Below are 13,951 nucleotides of genomic sequence, written 5' to 3' on the forward strand. Positions count from 1 at the left end.
GCGTGGGGTGGCGAGGGTGGGGTGCTGCTGTGGCAGCAGTTGGGCAGCAGCCGTTGCCCGGTGAGCAGCAGGGAAACGCAATCCCCCCTGTGGGAGCGGCCTTGCGTCGCGAAAGGGCCGCACAGCGGCCCCAGAATTTCAACTCAATGGCTCAAATGGTCGGGGCTGCTAGCGCAGCCCTTTCGCGACGCAAGGCCGCTCCCACAGGTGTTGCACCCCTGCCAGCCTAGTGTTCGATGGCGACCTCCCCGGCACTGCGCAGATACGCCGCGTACAACCCTGCATACACCCCGCCGGCCTCCACCAGCGCGGCATGCCGGCCCAGTTCGACCACCTGCCCATGGCGCACCACGGCGATCCGGTCGGCGTCGCGGATGGTCGCCAGGCGGTGGGCGATGATGATCGCCGTGCGGCCCTGGCACAGCCGGCGCAGCGCCTGCTGGATGCGCCGCTCGGTGTGCACGTCGACCGCCGAGGTCGCTTCGTCGAGCACCAGCACCGCAGGGTCGGCCAGATAGGCACGCACCAGGCACACCAGCTGGCGCTGGCCGTGGCTCAGGTGGCTGCCCAGCGGGCCGGCTTCGGTGTGGTAGCCCAGCGGCAGGCGCTCCAGCACCTCGTCGGCACCCAGCTCGCGGGCGGCGGCGATCAGTTGGGCATCGTCGGCCCCGGGCCGGGCCAGGCGCAGGTTGTCGAGAAGTGTGCCGCTGAACAGCACGTTGTCCTGCAGCACCACGCCGACGTTGCGCCGCAGGTCGCGCTGGGCCAGCTCGCGCAGGTCGGTGCCGTCGAGCTTCACCGCGCCGCGCTGCACGTCGTAGAAGCGCGTGAGCAACTGCACCAGGGTGCTCTTGCCATGCCCCGAGGGGCCGACGATGGCCAGCACTTCGCCCGCCGGGATATGCAGCTCGAGCCCGTCGAGCACCGGGCGGGCGCTGGTGTTGTAGGCGAAGCCGACCTGTTCGAAGTCCACCTGGCCACGGGCCCGGCCCAGCGTCCGAGGCTGTGCGGGGTCGAGCACCTGGGCACGGGTGTCGAGCAGCAGGAAGATGCGCTGCGCCGAGGCGCTGCCGGTGGCGTAGCGCTCGAACAGGTCCGACAGCTCCTGCAGCGGGCCGAGGAACAGGAACACGTAGAACAGGCTTTCGGCCACCTGGCCGACGCTCACCCGGCCTTCGGCCAGGCCGAAGGCGCCCACCAGCAACAGCACGGCCATGCCCGCCGTGCCCAGCAGCGCGGTGAACGGCGCGAACCAGCCGGTGCGCAGGCTGCCGTGGATCAGCGCCTGGTTGAAGGCCTCCAGCAGGTGCCGGTAGCGCCGCTGGTTGCTGGCCTCGCATCCGCACTGCTGGATCAGCCGCACGCCGCTGACGCTCTCGACCAGGTGCGCGGTGAAGCGGCTGCGTTGCTCGGCGACCTTGGCCCAGTTGCGCTGCGACACCCGCTTGAAACGCCAGGTGGCCAGCGCCAGCAGCGGCACGGTGGCCGCCAGGCTGTAGAAGAAGCTCGGCTCGATGCGCCACAGCATGACCCCGGCCAGGCCGCAGCGCAGCAGGGCGCCCAGCAGCTCCGGCGGGCCTTGCACCAGCAACGGCTCCAGCGCGTCGACGTCGCGGTCGGCGCGGGCGATGATGCGCCCGGCGCGGGTCTGGTCGAAGTAGCTCACCGACAGCGCCTGGACATGGGCGAACACCTGCACGCGCAGGGCGTTGAGCACACCGATGGCGGCGCCGCCGGCAATGAACTGCGAGACGCCCGCCAGCAGGAAGCGGCCCAGCCAGCTGGCGGCCAGGCCCAGGCCGAGCCACAGCACCAGGCGTTCGTCCAGCAGCCAGTGGCCGGCGTTCTGGATCAGCCCGCGGTCGAGCAGCTCGCGGACGAACCACGGCCGCAGGAACACGGTGAACACCAGCAGCAGCTCCAGGCCGATCACGCTCAGGATCGCCCCACGGATCGGCCGCAGCAGCGGCAGCAAACGGCCCAGCATGCCGCGGTCGAGGGCCTGGCGGGCCAGGCGTTGTTCGATATCGATATCGCTTTCAGCCATGCTCGATCCCCAGCAGGTCGCGGTAGTGGGCGTTGCTTGCCGTCAGCTCGGCGTGGCTGCCGCTGGCGCCGATGCGCCCGCCGTCGAGCAGCAGCACGCGGTCGGCCAGCAGCAGGGTGGACAGCCGACTGGTGATCAACAGCAAGGTCGGCGTGCGGCCGGCCTGGCTGCGTTGACGGCGCAGGTTGTCGAGCACGCGACGCTCGCTCTGGGCGTCCAGGGCGCTGGTGGCGTCGTCCAGGCACAGGATGTCGGGCGCGCCGAGCAGGGCGCGGGCCAGGCACAGGCGCTGGCGTTGGCCGCCGGAAAGGGTCACGCCACGGTCGCCCAGTGGCGTATCCAGGCCGTGGGGCAGGCGCTCCAGCACGTCCTCGGCGGCGGCCTGGCGCAGGGCCTCGCGCAGCTCGCTGTCGGTGGCGTCGGGCGCGGCCAGGCGCAGGTTGGCGGCGAGCGAGTCGCAGAACAGGAAGCTTTCCTGGGGCAGCACCTGCACCCGGCGGCGCAAAGCCGCCAGGTCGAGGTCGCGCACATCGTGCCAGCCGTGAGCGTCGCTGCCGACCCGCACGCTGCCACCGTCCACCTCGGCCAGGCGCGGCAGCAGGCTGGCCAGCAGGCTCTTGCCGCTGCCGGTGGCGCCGACCAGCGCCACCACCTCGCCGGGGCGCAGCTGTAGCGAGCAGCCGTGCAGCAGGTCGCGGCCGGCATCCGGCGCACGTACGCGCACCTGCTCCAGCTTCAGGCCCAACGGCCCTTCGGGCAGTGCGCACTGACCGCTGATGATGGCGGGCCGCTCGTCGAGCAGTTGCCAGATGCGCTCGGCGCTGGCACGAGCATCGGCGAAGGTCTGCATGACCCGGCCAATGCCTTCGATGCGAAACACCAGGGTGGTGGCCACCAGCAGCGAGGTCACCAGCTCACCGATGCCCAGGCGGCCGGCGGCCACCTGCTGGGCGCCGTACACCAGGATCCATACATGGCCGAGGGCGACCACCGCCTGCGGCAACGGAATGCGCGAGCTGGCGTAGGCCAGCGCCGCACGGGCATGGCCGCTGAACAGTGTCACCTGCTCGGCGAAACGAGCGACGCGCCGCTGCTCGAGGCCGAACGCCTTGATCACCCGCACCCCGCCGATACCTTCGGCCAGATCCTGGCTGACCTGGTCATAAGCCGAGGCCACCGCCCGATCAAGGGTGACGAGGCGCTCGGTCTGACGTACGAACAGCCACAGCCCGGCGCCGGTCAGCAGCAGCGGCACCAGGCCCAGCAGCGGGTCGTACCAGCCCAGCAGGCCAACCGCGGCCAGCACCACCAGTGGCGTCTCGACGATCTGCCGCCAGAAGGTGATCAGCGCATCGCGCACCTTGTCGGCATCGCGAGTGGTGCGGGTCACCAATTCGCCCATGCCATGGCGCCAGTGGTAGGCCAGGTGCAGGGCCTGGACCTGTTCGAGAATGCGTTCGCGCAGGCGCGTCAGCAGGGCCTGGCTGAGCACCAGCGATAGCACCGCGGCGGCGTACTGCAGCAGGCCGCGGGCCAGGGCGATGGCCAGCAGGGCCCACAGCCAGTGCCAGCCCAGGCTGGCGTCCAGGCTGCCGTCGGCCAGGCGGGTGACGGCGCGGCCGGCGCCGACATCGTCGACCGCGTGGCCGATCAGCCATTGCTGCCAGGCCAGGCCCAGGTTGCCGGCGATGTACAGGGTGGTGACCAGGGTGAAGCGCCAGGGCATCTCGCGGTAGATGGCCAGGGCGCGCAGGAGGGGGTGTCTGGAGGTCATGCAGGGCTCGGATCTGGTGGTGGCGGGAGGTCTTCGAGGTCGCCGGGGGCGCTGCGCGCCCCTTTCGCGGCACAAGGCCGCTCCTACAGGAATCGCGCGGTCTCTGTAGGAGCGGCCTTGTGCCGCGAAAGGGCTGCGCAGCAGCCCCAAGGGCGCAACCCCTCAGCGACGTGTAGCGCCTTGCGCTTGCTTGGCATTGAGCACCGCCGTGTACTCCCCCGGATCCACTCCGTTGAGGTAGTAGTTGCCGACGTTGTGCAGGCGCCAGCGGATCGGGTCGTGGGTGGTGTGCACCCGGGCGTCGCGCCAGAACCGGTCCAGGTTCCACTTGCTCAGCGAGGCGCTGGCCCCCAGCAGCGAGAACAGGTCGCTGGCGATCTTCAGCGCCGCCGCGTCGGCATGCGCCCGGGCGGTGGCCACGGAGAGGATCAGCTCATCCTCCAGCGCCTTGTCCGCCGGGTCGCGCTCATGGGCGTCGAACACCCGCGCCGCCTCGCGCAGCACCGACTCGGCGCCGCGCAGGGCCACGGCGTACTCGCCGACCTGGCGGATGATGTGCGGCTCGTCGCTGGCCCGCTCGACGCCGCTCTCGACCCAGGCCCGGGCGTGCTCGCGCAGGTAGTCCAGCGCCGCCTGCAGGGCGCCGGCGGCGATGCCGCTGTCGATGGCGGCGTGGAGGATCTGCGGGAAGGTCAGGCCGGTGCGCTTCATCGGCCCACTACGGAAGGTGACGAAGCGCTCGTCGAGGACGATCTCGTCGAACTTCACCGTGCCGCTCACCGAGTGCTGCTGGCCGAAGGCGTCCCAGTCATCGACCAGGGTCAGGCCGGGGGTGTCGCGGTGCAGCAGCACGCCGGCGCCGCCGTCCTCGCTGGCGGCGGTCAGCGAGATCCAGTCGGCCAGGTAGGCGCCGGTCGAATAGAACTTGCTGCCGTTGAGCACCAGCTTGCCGTCGGCGCGGCGTTCGACGCGGGTCTTGAGGGCGAACTTGTTCTTGCCGCCGACCTCGGCCAGGGCATTGCCCAGGCGCTTGCCGGCCAGCACATCGGCCAGCACGCGGTCGCGGACCTCGTCGGGGTAGCCGCCGAGCACGCCGCGCAGCATCACGTTGTGGATCTGCAGCAACTGGCCGACGCCGCCGTCGGCGGTGGAGACCAGGCGCACGGTCTCGACGATGGTCGCGACCGAGGCGCCGAGGCCGCCGAACTGCGTGGGTACGCCGATGGTGGTGAGGCCGCTGCTCGACAGCAGCTCGGCCTGGCGGCGGGGCAGTTGCCGGTTGTTGCCCGGGTCGGCGGCGAGGGTGGCGATTTCGCCGGCGACCTGGCGGGCGATGTCGATGGCTTCGGATTCGTCGGTGATGCGCCGGGCTGGTGGGTGTTCGATGGTGGTCATGGGTTACCTCGATGGCGGTGTATGGCCCATCGCGGGGCAAGCCCGCTCCCACGAATCGGTTGTGGGAGCGGGCTTGCCCCGCGATGCCTGCAAACGCCAGAGCAACTTCTTTGCCACAGCCCTGAAGCCCACGCAGTACCGGGCTTTCAGCGCACCCTTGCTGCTCCGGCAGCACCTCTGATCGTCACTTCTGCTGATCAGGCAACACCCGCTCCGCAATCCTGCATCCTGGTCAGCAGTCGCCATCCTGGCCATCACCGAAAAGCCCGGTATTCCGGGCATCCCAGCCCTTGGCACGAGCGCTGCAATGGTCCTTGCACGACGTCCAAGGAGCCACCCATGACCCTCCCTCAAGCCACTCCCAAACCTGAAACCCTGGAGCGCCTCTGGTTCACCCGCTGCCCGGTGCCCACCGCCTCGGGCATCGCCTACAAGCTCGGCTGGCTGCAAGATGAATTCGCCGCCGACGGCCTGCCCATCGATACCCTGCAGGAGGCCCGCCAGCTCGGCCATCACCACTACGATCACCAGCTTCCCGGCCTGTTCCGCGAGGGCGGCAACCTGCCGGCCCTGGCCGCCCGCGCTGCCGGTGCGCCATCGAGGCTGATCGGCCTGACCTGGATCGAGGAGTGGCAGACCATCCTGGTCCGCCCCGACAGCAACATTCGCCGCCCTGAAGACCTGCGCGGCAAGCGCCTGGCCCTGCCGGCCTGGGGCGACAACCGCCCCGGCAGCATCGCCCGGGCCATGAGCCTGCATGGCTACAAAGGCGCGCTGGCCTCGGCGGGCCTGGGCTTCGATGACGTGCATCTGGTGGAGGTGGCGCTGCTCGACACACTCGACGCCGGCACCCCGCAACTGGGCCTGCAACGGCTGTGGTCGGGCCTGGATCCGTTGGTGCGCGGCGAGGTGGACGCGGTGTACGTCAAGGGCGCCGCCGCCGCCGATGCCGCCCGCCGGCTGGGCCTGGTGGTGGGCATCGACCTCGATGCCTTGCCCGACCCGCGCCACCGCATCAACAACGGCACGCCGCGGCCGATCACCGTGCACCAGCGCCTGCTCGACGAGCACTTCGACCTGGTGACGCGCTTCCTCGCCCAGACCCTGCGCGCCGCCGACTGGGCCGCCGGCAACCGCGATGCGCTCAACGCCATCCTCGAGGACGAGACCCGCGCCGGCAGCCAGGGTGTGGCCGACGCCTATCGCGGCGACTTCCACACCACCCTGGCACCGGACTTGTCGCCCCAGCGCCTGGCGTTCCTCGACACCCAGAAAACCTTCCTCAACCTGCATGGCTTCCTGGAGCGCGACTTCGACCTCGCCGACTGGGTCGACCACCGCCCCCTGCAAGCCGCCCACGACCTGCTGGCCCAGCGCCGCGCCTGATACCGGAGACCGACCATGACCGTACTGATCAACGAACGCCCCTTCACCGCCGAGCTGCAGGCCTTCACCGACCAGGTGCTGGCCGAGGCTGAAGCGGCCTTCAGCGTGTTTCGCGAAACCCGCACCATCACCGCCAACGGCACCGTCGGCTTCATCGAGCGGGTGCCCGGCGAGGAACTGCTGGTGTCGGTGAACTACGGCGGCCCGTGGAACCACCGCAAGCCGCTGGAGGCGACGGTCAGCGACTTCGCCGGCAATGTCCTCCTTGGCAAGGGCAAGGGAGGGCTGGGCCGCTACACCAAGCTGTTCCAGACCCACGCCGACATCACCACCGTGTCCCACGTGCACAGCCCCTACCTCGGCGCCTGGGCCCAGACCCACCGCAGCCTGCCGTTTCACTACGTGCCGGTGCAGCGCTACCAGCTGGCCCGCGAGCTGCCGGTGTACATCGACCGCCGCCAGGCCGAGGTGGATTTCATCCTCGAGCAGATCGCCGCCAACCCGTTCAACCTGGCCATTCTCGAAGCCAACGGCGGCGCCACCGTGTGGGGCAAGCAGGGCCTGCGTGCCACCGCCGAATTCATCCTGCTGCTGGAGGAGGGCGCGCAGATCCAGCTGCTTGCCGACGCCCTCGGCGGCTCGCGTCCCTATGGCCCGGGCGTGCTCACCCAGCAGTGGAAGATGAGCGGCCTGTACGAGCGCGCCAGCGAACTGGGCCTGGTGCCCGGCATCGACCGTCGCAACTGATCCCTCACTTTTTGCGCAAGGAGCACGCCCATGGCGGTCAAGATCCTCTGGTACCTCACCACCCCCGACGGCCCCTATCCCTGGGAGCCCGAGGGCCGCTGGCGCACCGACTTCCAGCATCTCAAGCAACTGGCCGTGGCGGCCGACCGGCTGGGCTACTACGGCTCGCTGCTCGGCTCCAGCCCCAACGAGAGCCTGGCGGTGTCGGCGGCGCTGATCGATGCCACCGAGCGCTTGAAATTCCTCGTCGCCCAGCATCCCGGCGAACTGTCGCCGGCGGTGCTGGCCAAGTGGGCGCTGACCTTCGACCAGTTCTCCAATGGCCGGCTGCTGTTCAACGTGGTCAACGGCAATGACGCGGGCCTGGCGACCCTCGGCGTGCATTACCCACACGATGAGCGCTACGACTTCAGCCTCGAGTACTGGCGGGCGTTCCAGGGCTTCTACGCCGGCGACACCGACGGCTACGCCGGACGCTACGTCAAGCTCGCGCCACGGGCGCCGGCAGCGGCCAGCCATCCGTTGGGCGGCTGGCATCCGCCAAAGCAGAAGCCCGGCATCCCGTTGTGGGGCGCCGGGACCTCGGCTGCCGGGGTGGCCCATTCGGTGCAACTGCTCGACGTGTACCTGAGCTTTGCCGACACCCCGCAGAAGCTTGGCGACAAGTTCCGCCGGGTGGCCGCCGAGGCGGCGAAGATCGGCCGCGAGCTGACCTACGGCACGCGCCTGCAGGTCATCGTCCGCGAAACCGAGGAAGAGGCCTGGGCCCACGCTGAAAAGCTGCTGCAGCGCACCTCGCTGGCCACCGCCCGCGCGTCCATCGAGCGCCAGCTGCCACCGGGCGAAACCCTGGAGACCTTCGTCAGCGACGACCCGCGCATCCAGCGCAACCTCGACAGCATCCGTGCCGGCCGCCTGCCCGCCGCCCGCGACCTGGAGATCCACCCCAACGTCTGGCTCGGCCCGAGCCTGTTCGGCTTCAACATCCTCGGCCCCGCTGCCGGCACCTATCTGGTCGGCAGTGCCGCGCAGGTCGCCGAGCGCATCCGCGAGTACGAGGCGCAGGGCACCTCGGCGTTCATCCTCTCGGGCTTCCCGCTGATCGACGAGGCGCAGCGGGTCGCCGACCTGCTGTTCCCGCTGCTCGACCTGGACCACGGTTTCGAGGTGCCGCGCCTGGGCGTGGCGCCGAAAGCGACCGTGGCCGAACCGGCATAAGGGGGCACGATGAGCGAGCTGTTCACCCGCCGGGGCTTTCTCGGCACCAGCCTGGCCGTCGGCGGCGGCCTGCTGCTCGGCGGCTGCGACAGCGGTACACCGGCCGCAGGCCCGATTGCGCCGTCGAGCACGCCTGTCCGTGGCGGGCGCCTGCGCGTCGGCATCATCGACGGCGACCAGTCGGGCAACCTGGACGCCCACAAGCCGGTGGGCGGCGGCATCATCCGCGGCTGGGCGCTGTACGCCAAGCCCTGGGAATGGAACGCCGACGTCAGCACGCGCCTGGCCCTGGCCGAGTTCGCCGAGCCCAACGCCGACGCCAGTGCCTGGACCATCCGCCTCAAGCCGGGGTTGGAATTCCACCACGGCAAGACCGTGGGCGCCGACGACCTGCTGTTCTCGATCCTGCGCCTGACCGACCCGCAACTGGCCTCGCCGTTCGCCGGGCTGGTCGGCGCCATCGACCGCCGGGCCTTGCGCAAACTGGATGAGCGCACGGTGCAGATCCGCTTCAAGGAAGGGCAGAGCTTCTTCCCGCTGGACGAAACGCTGATCAGCTTCGGCGGCGTGGTGCCCACCGACTACCACCCGGTGAGCAATCCGGTGGGCGCCGGTCCTTACCGGCTGAAAAGCTTCATCCCCGGCCAACGCTCGCTCTACAGCCGCTTCGAAAACTACTACAAGCCCAACCGGCCCTACGCCGACGAGCTGGAGATCATCGAATTCAAGGACCAGGTGTCCCGCGCCGCGGCCTTGCGCGCCGGGCAGATCGACGTGGCCAGCGGTGTGCAGGCCGAGCACAGCGCCTTGCTCAAGGCCGACCCGCGCCTGCGCCTGTACGCCTCGCCGACCACCTCGTTCACCGGCTTCAACCTCAACCTGGCCAAGGCGCCGCTGCAGGATGTGCGTGTGCGTCAGGCCCTGCGCCTGCTGGTCGATCGCCAGGAGCTGGTGGCCCGGGGGCTCAATGGTTTCGGCCGGGTGGCCAACGACCTGTACTCGCCCCACGACCCCACCTACAACCACGCCATCGCCCAGCGCCCCCACGACCTCGACCAGGCCCGCGCCTTGCTGCGCCACGCCGGCCAGGCCGACCTGCGCCTGGAACTGACCACGCCCGCCGGTTCAGGCGTCAACGCCGCGCTGGTGTTCGCCCAACAGGCGCAGAAGGCCGGGGTACAGGTCAAGGTCAGCCAGGTCGACGGCTCGCTGTTCAACGGCCCGCAGCGCGAGCAGTGGCAACTGTCGCCGGGCGCCACCCCGGCCCGTGGCTTTCTCGCCTCCGGCCTGCACAACGATGCGCCCCAGGCCATCTATAACCGCAGCAACTTCCATGACCCACGTTTCGCCGCGCTGTTCCGCGAGGCCCTGGGCCAGCCCGACCTGGCCCGGCGCCGGGCGCTGGTGCACGAGGCCCAGTCCATCCAGCACGAGCGCGGCGGCCTGCTGATCTGGGGTTTCAGCGACGTGCTCGACGCCGCGTCCGCCCGGGTCGGCGGCCTCACCCCCGAACAGACCACCTTCGCCTCCTGGCGCTTCGACGAGCTCTGGTTGAACCATGCCTGACCACCTGCACCGCCCACCCCGCACGCCGGCCTGGCTGGCCTGGTTCCTTGGCCGCCTGGGCCAGGGCCTGCTCACCGCCTGGGTCATCAGCCTGGTGGTGTTCATCGCCACCCAGGCGCTGCCCTCGGACCCGGCGCGGGTGATCCTCGGCCCTGACGCGCCACTGGACAGCATCCTCACCTTGCAACGGCAACTGGGCCTCGACCGGCCGCTGCTCGAGCAATACGCCCGCTGGCTCGGCGCCGCGCTGCGCGGCGACCTGGGCGTGTCGCTGGACTCCCAGGTGGCGGTGGCCACGCTGTTGTTCGGCCGCCTGGGCCACACCCTGGCGCTGCTGGCCGGGGTGCTGGCGCTGGTGGTGCCGCTGGCCGTGCTGCTGGGGGTGACCCTGGCGCTGCGCCGCGACAGTGGGTTGGACCGCTGGGCCCTGTCGCTGCTGATCCTGCTCAAGGCGACGCCAGGCTTCCTGCTGGCCATCGGCGTGGTGCTGCTGTTCTCCATGCCCGGCATGGGCTGGCTGCCGGCGGTGTCGATCCTCGATCCGCAGCGACCGCTGTGGACGCAACTGAACTACCTGGTGCTGCCGGTGATCGCCCTGGCGCTGTCGAGCCTGCCGTACCTTACGCGATTGGTACGCGCCTCGATGATCGAGGCGCTGGAGTCGGACTACGTGATCGCCGCGCGCCTGCGCGGTATTGCCCAGCGGCGCATCGTCTGGCGTCACACCTTGCCCAACGCCCTGGTACCGGCGATCCAGGGCGTTGCCCTGACCTTGCGCGTGCTGGTCGGCGGCGCGTTGCTGGCCGAGGTGGTCTTCAGCTACCCCGGCATCGGCACCGCCCTTAACGCAGCGATCCAGATGCGCGACCTGCCGATGATCCAGGGCATCGTCCTGGTGATCACCCTGGCGGTGGTGCTGATCAACCTGCTGGCCGACCTGCTGACTGTGCTGCTCACCCCCAAACTGCGCACCGCCCGCCGCGTGCGCCTGATCCGTCGCAACCGTCGTGGCCTGCTGCCCTGGTGGCGGCGCGCGCGCGGCATGCCCGCCCAGGAGGCGCCCCATGACTGATGCCCGACTGCTCGCCGACCCACAGGTGCGCCGTGGCGCCCTGATCACTGCGCTGGTGGCGCTGCTGGCCCTGTGCGGGCCGTGGCTGGCGCCGTTCGAGCCCACCGCGATGGTCGGCCCGGTGTACGGCCCGCCCGTGGCGGGGGCGCCCTTGGGCCATGATTTCCTCGGCCACGACCTGCTGTCACGGCTGCTCAGCGGCGGCCTGTCGGTGTTGTGGATGTCGCTGGCGGCCTCGCTCGTCGCCTTGCTGGTGGGCGGCAGCCTGGGCCTGCTCGCCGGTTTTTCGCGGCGGCGCCTGGACCAGGCGATCAGCTGGGCGGCGGACGTGTCGCTGGCGTTCCCCGACCTGATCCTGGTACTGCTGATCGTCTCCATGCTCGGCCGCGCCCCGTGGCTGATCGTGCTCACCGTGGCCATCGCCTTCACCCCGGGGGTGATTCGCCTGGCCCGCGGCAGCGCGGTCACGGTCGCCGGGCAGGAGTTCGTCGAGGCGGCGCAGATGATGGGCTATCCGCGCTGGCGCATCCTGTTCGGCGAGATCCTGCCGAACATCCTCACGCCGCTCCTGGTGCACTTCGGCAACATGCTGACCTGGGCCGTGGGCATGCTGTCGGGGTTGGGGTTTCTCGGTTATGGCGTGGCGCCGCCGGCGGCCGACTGGGGCCTGATGATCAACGAGAACCAGGCGGGCCTGCTGATTCAACCTTGGGCGGTGCTGGCGCCGGCGTTGCTGATTGGCGTATTCGCCTATGGCACCAACATCCTCGCCGAAGGCATCGGCCGGGTCAGTGCACGGATTGGGGAGAAACAGTCATGAACGCCGCCGTCGAGATCGAAAGCGTGCTGCGGGTCGATGACCTGCGGGTGGAACTGGCGGGGCAGGTGGATGTGCTGGCGGGGGTGTCCTTCGGCCTGGCGGCGGGGGAGATCGTCGGCCTGGTGGGCGAATCCGGCTCGGGCAAGACCACCCTGGCTACCGCGTTGCTGCGTCATGCCCGGCGCGGCGCCAGGATCGTCAGCGGGCGTGTCGAAGTGGCGGGGCAGTCGCTGCTCGAACTCGCAGGCGAGGCCCTGCGCCAGGCCCGCGGCGGCCTGGTCGGCTATGTCGCCCAGGACCCTGCGACCGCGTTGAACCCGGCATTGCGCATCGGCCGGTTGTTGCGCGAGACCTTGCTGGCCCACCAGCCACGCACTCCGGCCGAGGACCTGCGCCGACGCATCGCCCAGACCCTGCTCGATGTCGGCCTGCCTGATAACGATGCCTTCCTCAAGCGTTTCCCGCACCAGCTGTCCGGGGGCCAGCAGCAGCGGGTGATGCTGGCCCTGGCGTTCGTGCTACGGCCCAGGCTGATCGTGCTGGACGAGCCGACCACCGCCCTGGACGTGACCACCCAGGCCCATGTGCTGGCGACCCTCAAGCGCCTGTGTCGCAGCCAGGGCGTGGCGGCGTTGTACGTGACCCACGACCTGGCGGTGGTCCGCGACCTGGTCGACCGGGTGCTGGTGATGTACGCCGGGCGCCTGGTGGAAGTGGCCGGGCGCGAGGCGCTGTTCACCCGCCCGGCGCACCCCTATACCCGCGCGCTGCTTGCCGCCATCCCCGATGTCGCCCGGCGCCAGCCGTTGCAGGCGATCGCCGGCCACGCGCCGGCCCCCGGGCAGCGCCCGCACGGTTGTGCCTTTGCCCCGCGTTGCCCGCTACGGCGAGCGGAGTGCGTGGTGATCGAGCCGGGATTGGTGCGCCTCGAAGGCGGCCAGCAGGTGGCCTGCCTGCTGCCGCATCAGGTGCCATTGGATGTCTCGGACCAGATGCCCGTGGCTGCGCTGGCCGCGCCTTCGGGGCCGGTGTTGCTGGAAGTGCAGGCGCTCGATGTGGCCTACGACCGCCAGGTGCTGTTCGACGTGTCGCTGCGCGTCGGTGCGGGTGAGTGCCTGGCGCTGGTGGGCGAGTCCGGCTCGGGCAAGACCAGCCTGGCCCGGGCCATCGCCGGCCTGGGCGAGAACGTCCACGGGCAGCTGCGCTATGCCGGCCAGGCGCTGGCCGTGGCGGCCCGGCAGCGCGATGGCGAGGTCCGTCGGCAGATCCAGTACGTGTTCCAGAATCCCTACCGGGCGCTGAACCCTCGGCACACCGTGTTGCAGACCCTGGCCACGCCGCTGGCGCACTTCTTTGGCGTGCGCGGTGCCGAGGCGCGGCGGCGGGTCGAGGCGGCATTGGCGCGAGTGGCGTTACCGGCCAGCGTTGCCGAGCTGTATCCGCACAGCCTGTCCGGCGGCGAGCGCCAGCGTGTGGCGATCGCCCGGGCGCTGGTGTGCGAACCGCGCTTGCTGGTGTGCGACGAGATCACCTCGGCGCTGGATGTGTCGGTGCAGGCTTCGATTCTCGAGCTGCTGAGCCAGCTGCGCGCCGAAGGCCTGGCCGTGCTGTTCGTCACCCATGACCTGGGCGTGGTGCGGGCGATTGCCGATCGGGTGCTGGTGCTGCGCCAGGGGCGGGTGGTGGAGCAGGGGACGGTGGAGGGGGTGCTGGATCGGCCACGGGAGGCCTATACCCAAGCGTTGCTGGCGCACTCACCGAGTGTGTATCGGGGCAGGTGATTGTTCAGGTTGCGCGGCTGAGGTCGTCGGGGTGTTCGGCGATAGCTTTGCAGCGCCTATGAGATCGAGCGCCGCCCGCGCGGCGCTCGATCTCATAGGCGCTGCAAAGCTATCGCCAAGCACCTGGCCGCCCACACACGATCCC

Annotated in this window: 10 protein-coding genes; 7 read left to right on the forward strand and 3 right to left on the reverse strand. The window is 70.3% G+C overall.

The window, feature by feature from the left end:
- Positions 1 to 226 precede the first annotated feature (226 nt).
- From DMX06_RS19345 to DMX06_RS19355, 3 genes are all read right to left on the reverse strand, one after another.
- Positions 227 to 2,047, reverse strand: a complete 1,821-nt coding sequence (locus DMX06_RS19345; protein WP_110738933.1) for an ABC transporter ATP-binding protein — start codon at positions 2,045 to 2,047, stop codon at positions 227 to 229.
- Positions 2,040 to 3,821, reverse strand: a complete 1,782-nt coding sequence (locus DMX06_RS19350; protein ID WP_110738934.1) for an ABC transporter ATP-binding protein — start codon at positions 3,819 to 3,821, stop codon at positions 2,040 to 2,042. Before DMX06_RS19350 ends, DMX06_RS19345 begins: the two co-directional genes overlap by 8 nt.
- A 162-nt stretch (positions 3,822 to 3,983) precedes the next feature.
- Positions 3,984 to 5,216 carry an acyl-CoA dehydrogenase family protein gene (locus tag DMX06_RS19355; protein WP_110738935.1) on the reverse strand — a complete coding sequence of 411 codons (1,233 nt, stop codon included), beginning with the start codon at positions 5,214 to 5,216 and terminating at the stop codon, positions 3,984 to 3,986.
- Positions 5,217 to 5,555: 339 nt separating this feature from the next.
- Between DMX06_RS19355 and DMX06_RS19365 the strand changes: the two genes are divergently transcribed.
- Genes DMX06_RS19365 through DMX06_RS19395 form a run of 7 tightly spaced genes read left to right on the forward strand, consistent with a single transcriptional unit; the run spans position 5,556 to position 13,806 of the window.
- On the forward strand, positions 5,556 to 6,602 hold the full coding sequence (locus tag DMX06_RS19365; protein WP_110738937.1) for an ABC transporter substrate-binding protein: 1,047 nt from the start codon (positions 5,556 to 5,558) through the stop codon (positions 6,600 to 6,602).
- A gap of 15 nt (positions 6,603 to 6,617) precedes the next feature.
- Entirely contained in the window at positions 6,618 to 7,349 is a 732-nt protein-coding gene (locus DMX06_RS19370; RefSeq protein WP_110738938.1) for a class II aldolase/adducin family protein, read from the forward strand.
- Between the two features lie 30 nt (positions 7,350 to 7,379).
- Positions 7,380 to 8,567, forward strand: a complete 1,188-nt coding sequence (locus DMX06_RS19375) for an LLM class flavin-dependent oxidoreductase (protein WP_110738939.1) — start codon at positions 7,380 to 7,382, stop codon at positions 8,565 to 8,567.
- Positions 8,568 to 8,576: 9 nt separating this feature from the next.
- Entirely contained in the window at positions 8,577 to 10,133 is a 1,557-nt protein-coding gene (locus DMX06_RS19380) for an ABC transporter substrate-binding protein (RefSeq protein ID WP_110738940.1), read from the forward strand.
- The gene (locus DMX06_RS19385) at positions 10,126 to 11,205 is read left to right on the forward strand and encodes an ABC transporter permease (RefSeq protein ID WP_110738941.1); all 1,080 of its coding nucleotides are present in this window, start codon (positions 10,126 to 10,128) and stop codon (positions 11,203 to 11,205) included. The genes DMX06_RS19380 and DMX06_RS19385 overlap by 8 nt, the downstream gene beginning before the upstream one ends.
- Entirely contained in the window at positions 11,198 to 12,025 is an 828-nt protein-coding gene (locus tag DMX06_RS19390) for an ABC transporter permease (RefSeq protein ID WP_110738942.1), read from the forward strand. Before DMX06_RS19385 ends, DMX06_RS19390 begins: the two co-directional genes overlap by 8 nt.
- Positions 12,022 to 13,806 carry a dipeptide ABC transporter ATP-binding protein gene (locus DMX06_RS19395; RefSeq protein ID WP_110738943.1) on the forward strand — a complete coding sequence of 595 codons (1,785 nt, stop codon included), beginning with the start codon at positions 12,022 to 12,024 and terminating at the stop codon, positions 13,804 to 13,806. Before DMX06_RS19390 ends, DMX06_RS19395 begins: the two co-directional genes overlap by 4 nt.
- The last annotated feature ends 145 nt before the right edge of the window (positions 13,807 to 13,951 follow it).

This window comes from Pseudomonas mosselii (assembly GCF_003205295.1).
GTDB classification, from domain to species: Bacteria; Pseudomonadota; Gammaproteobacteria; order Pseudomonadales; family Pseudomonadaceae; genus Aquipseudomonas; species Aquipseudomonas mosselii_B.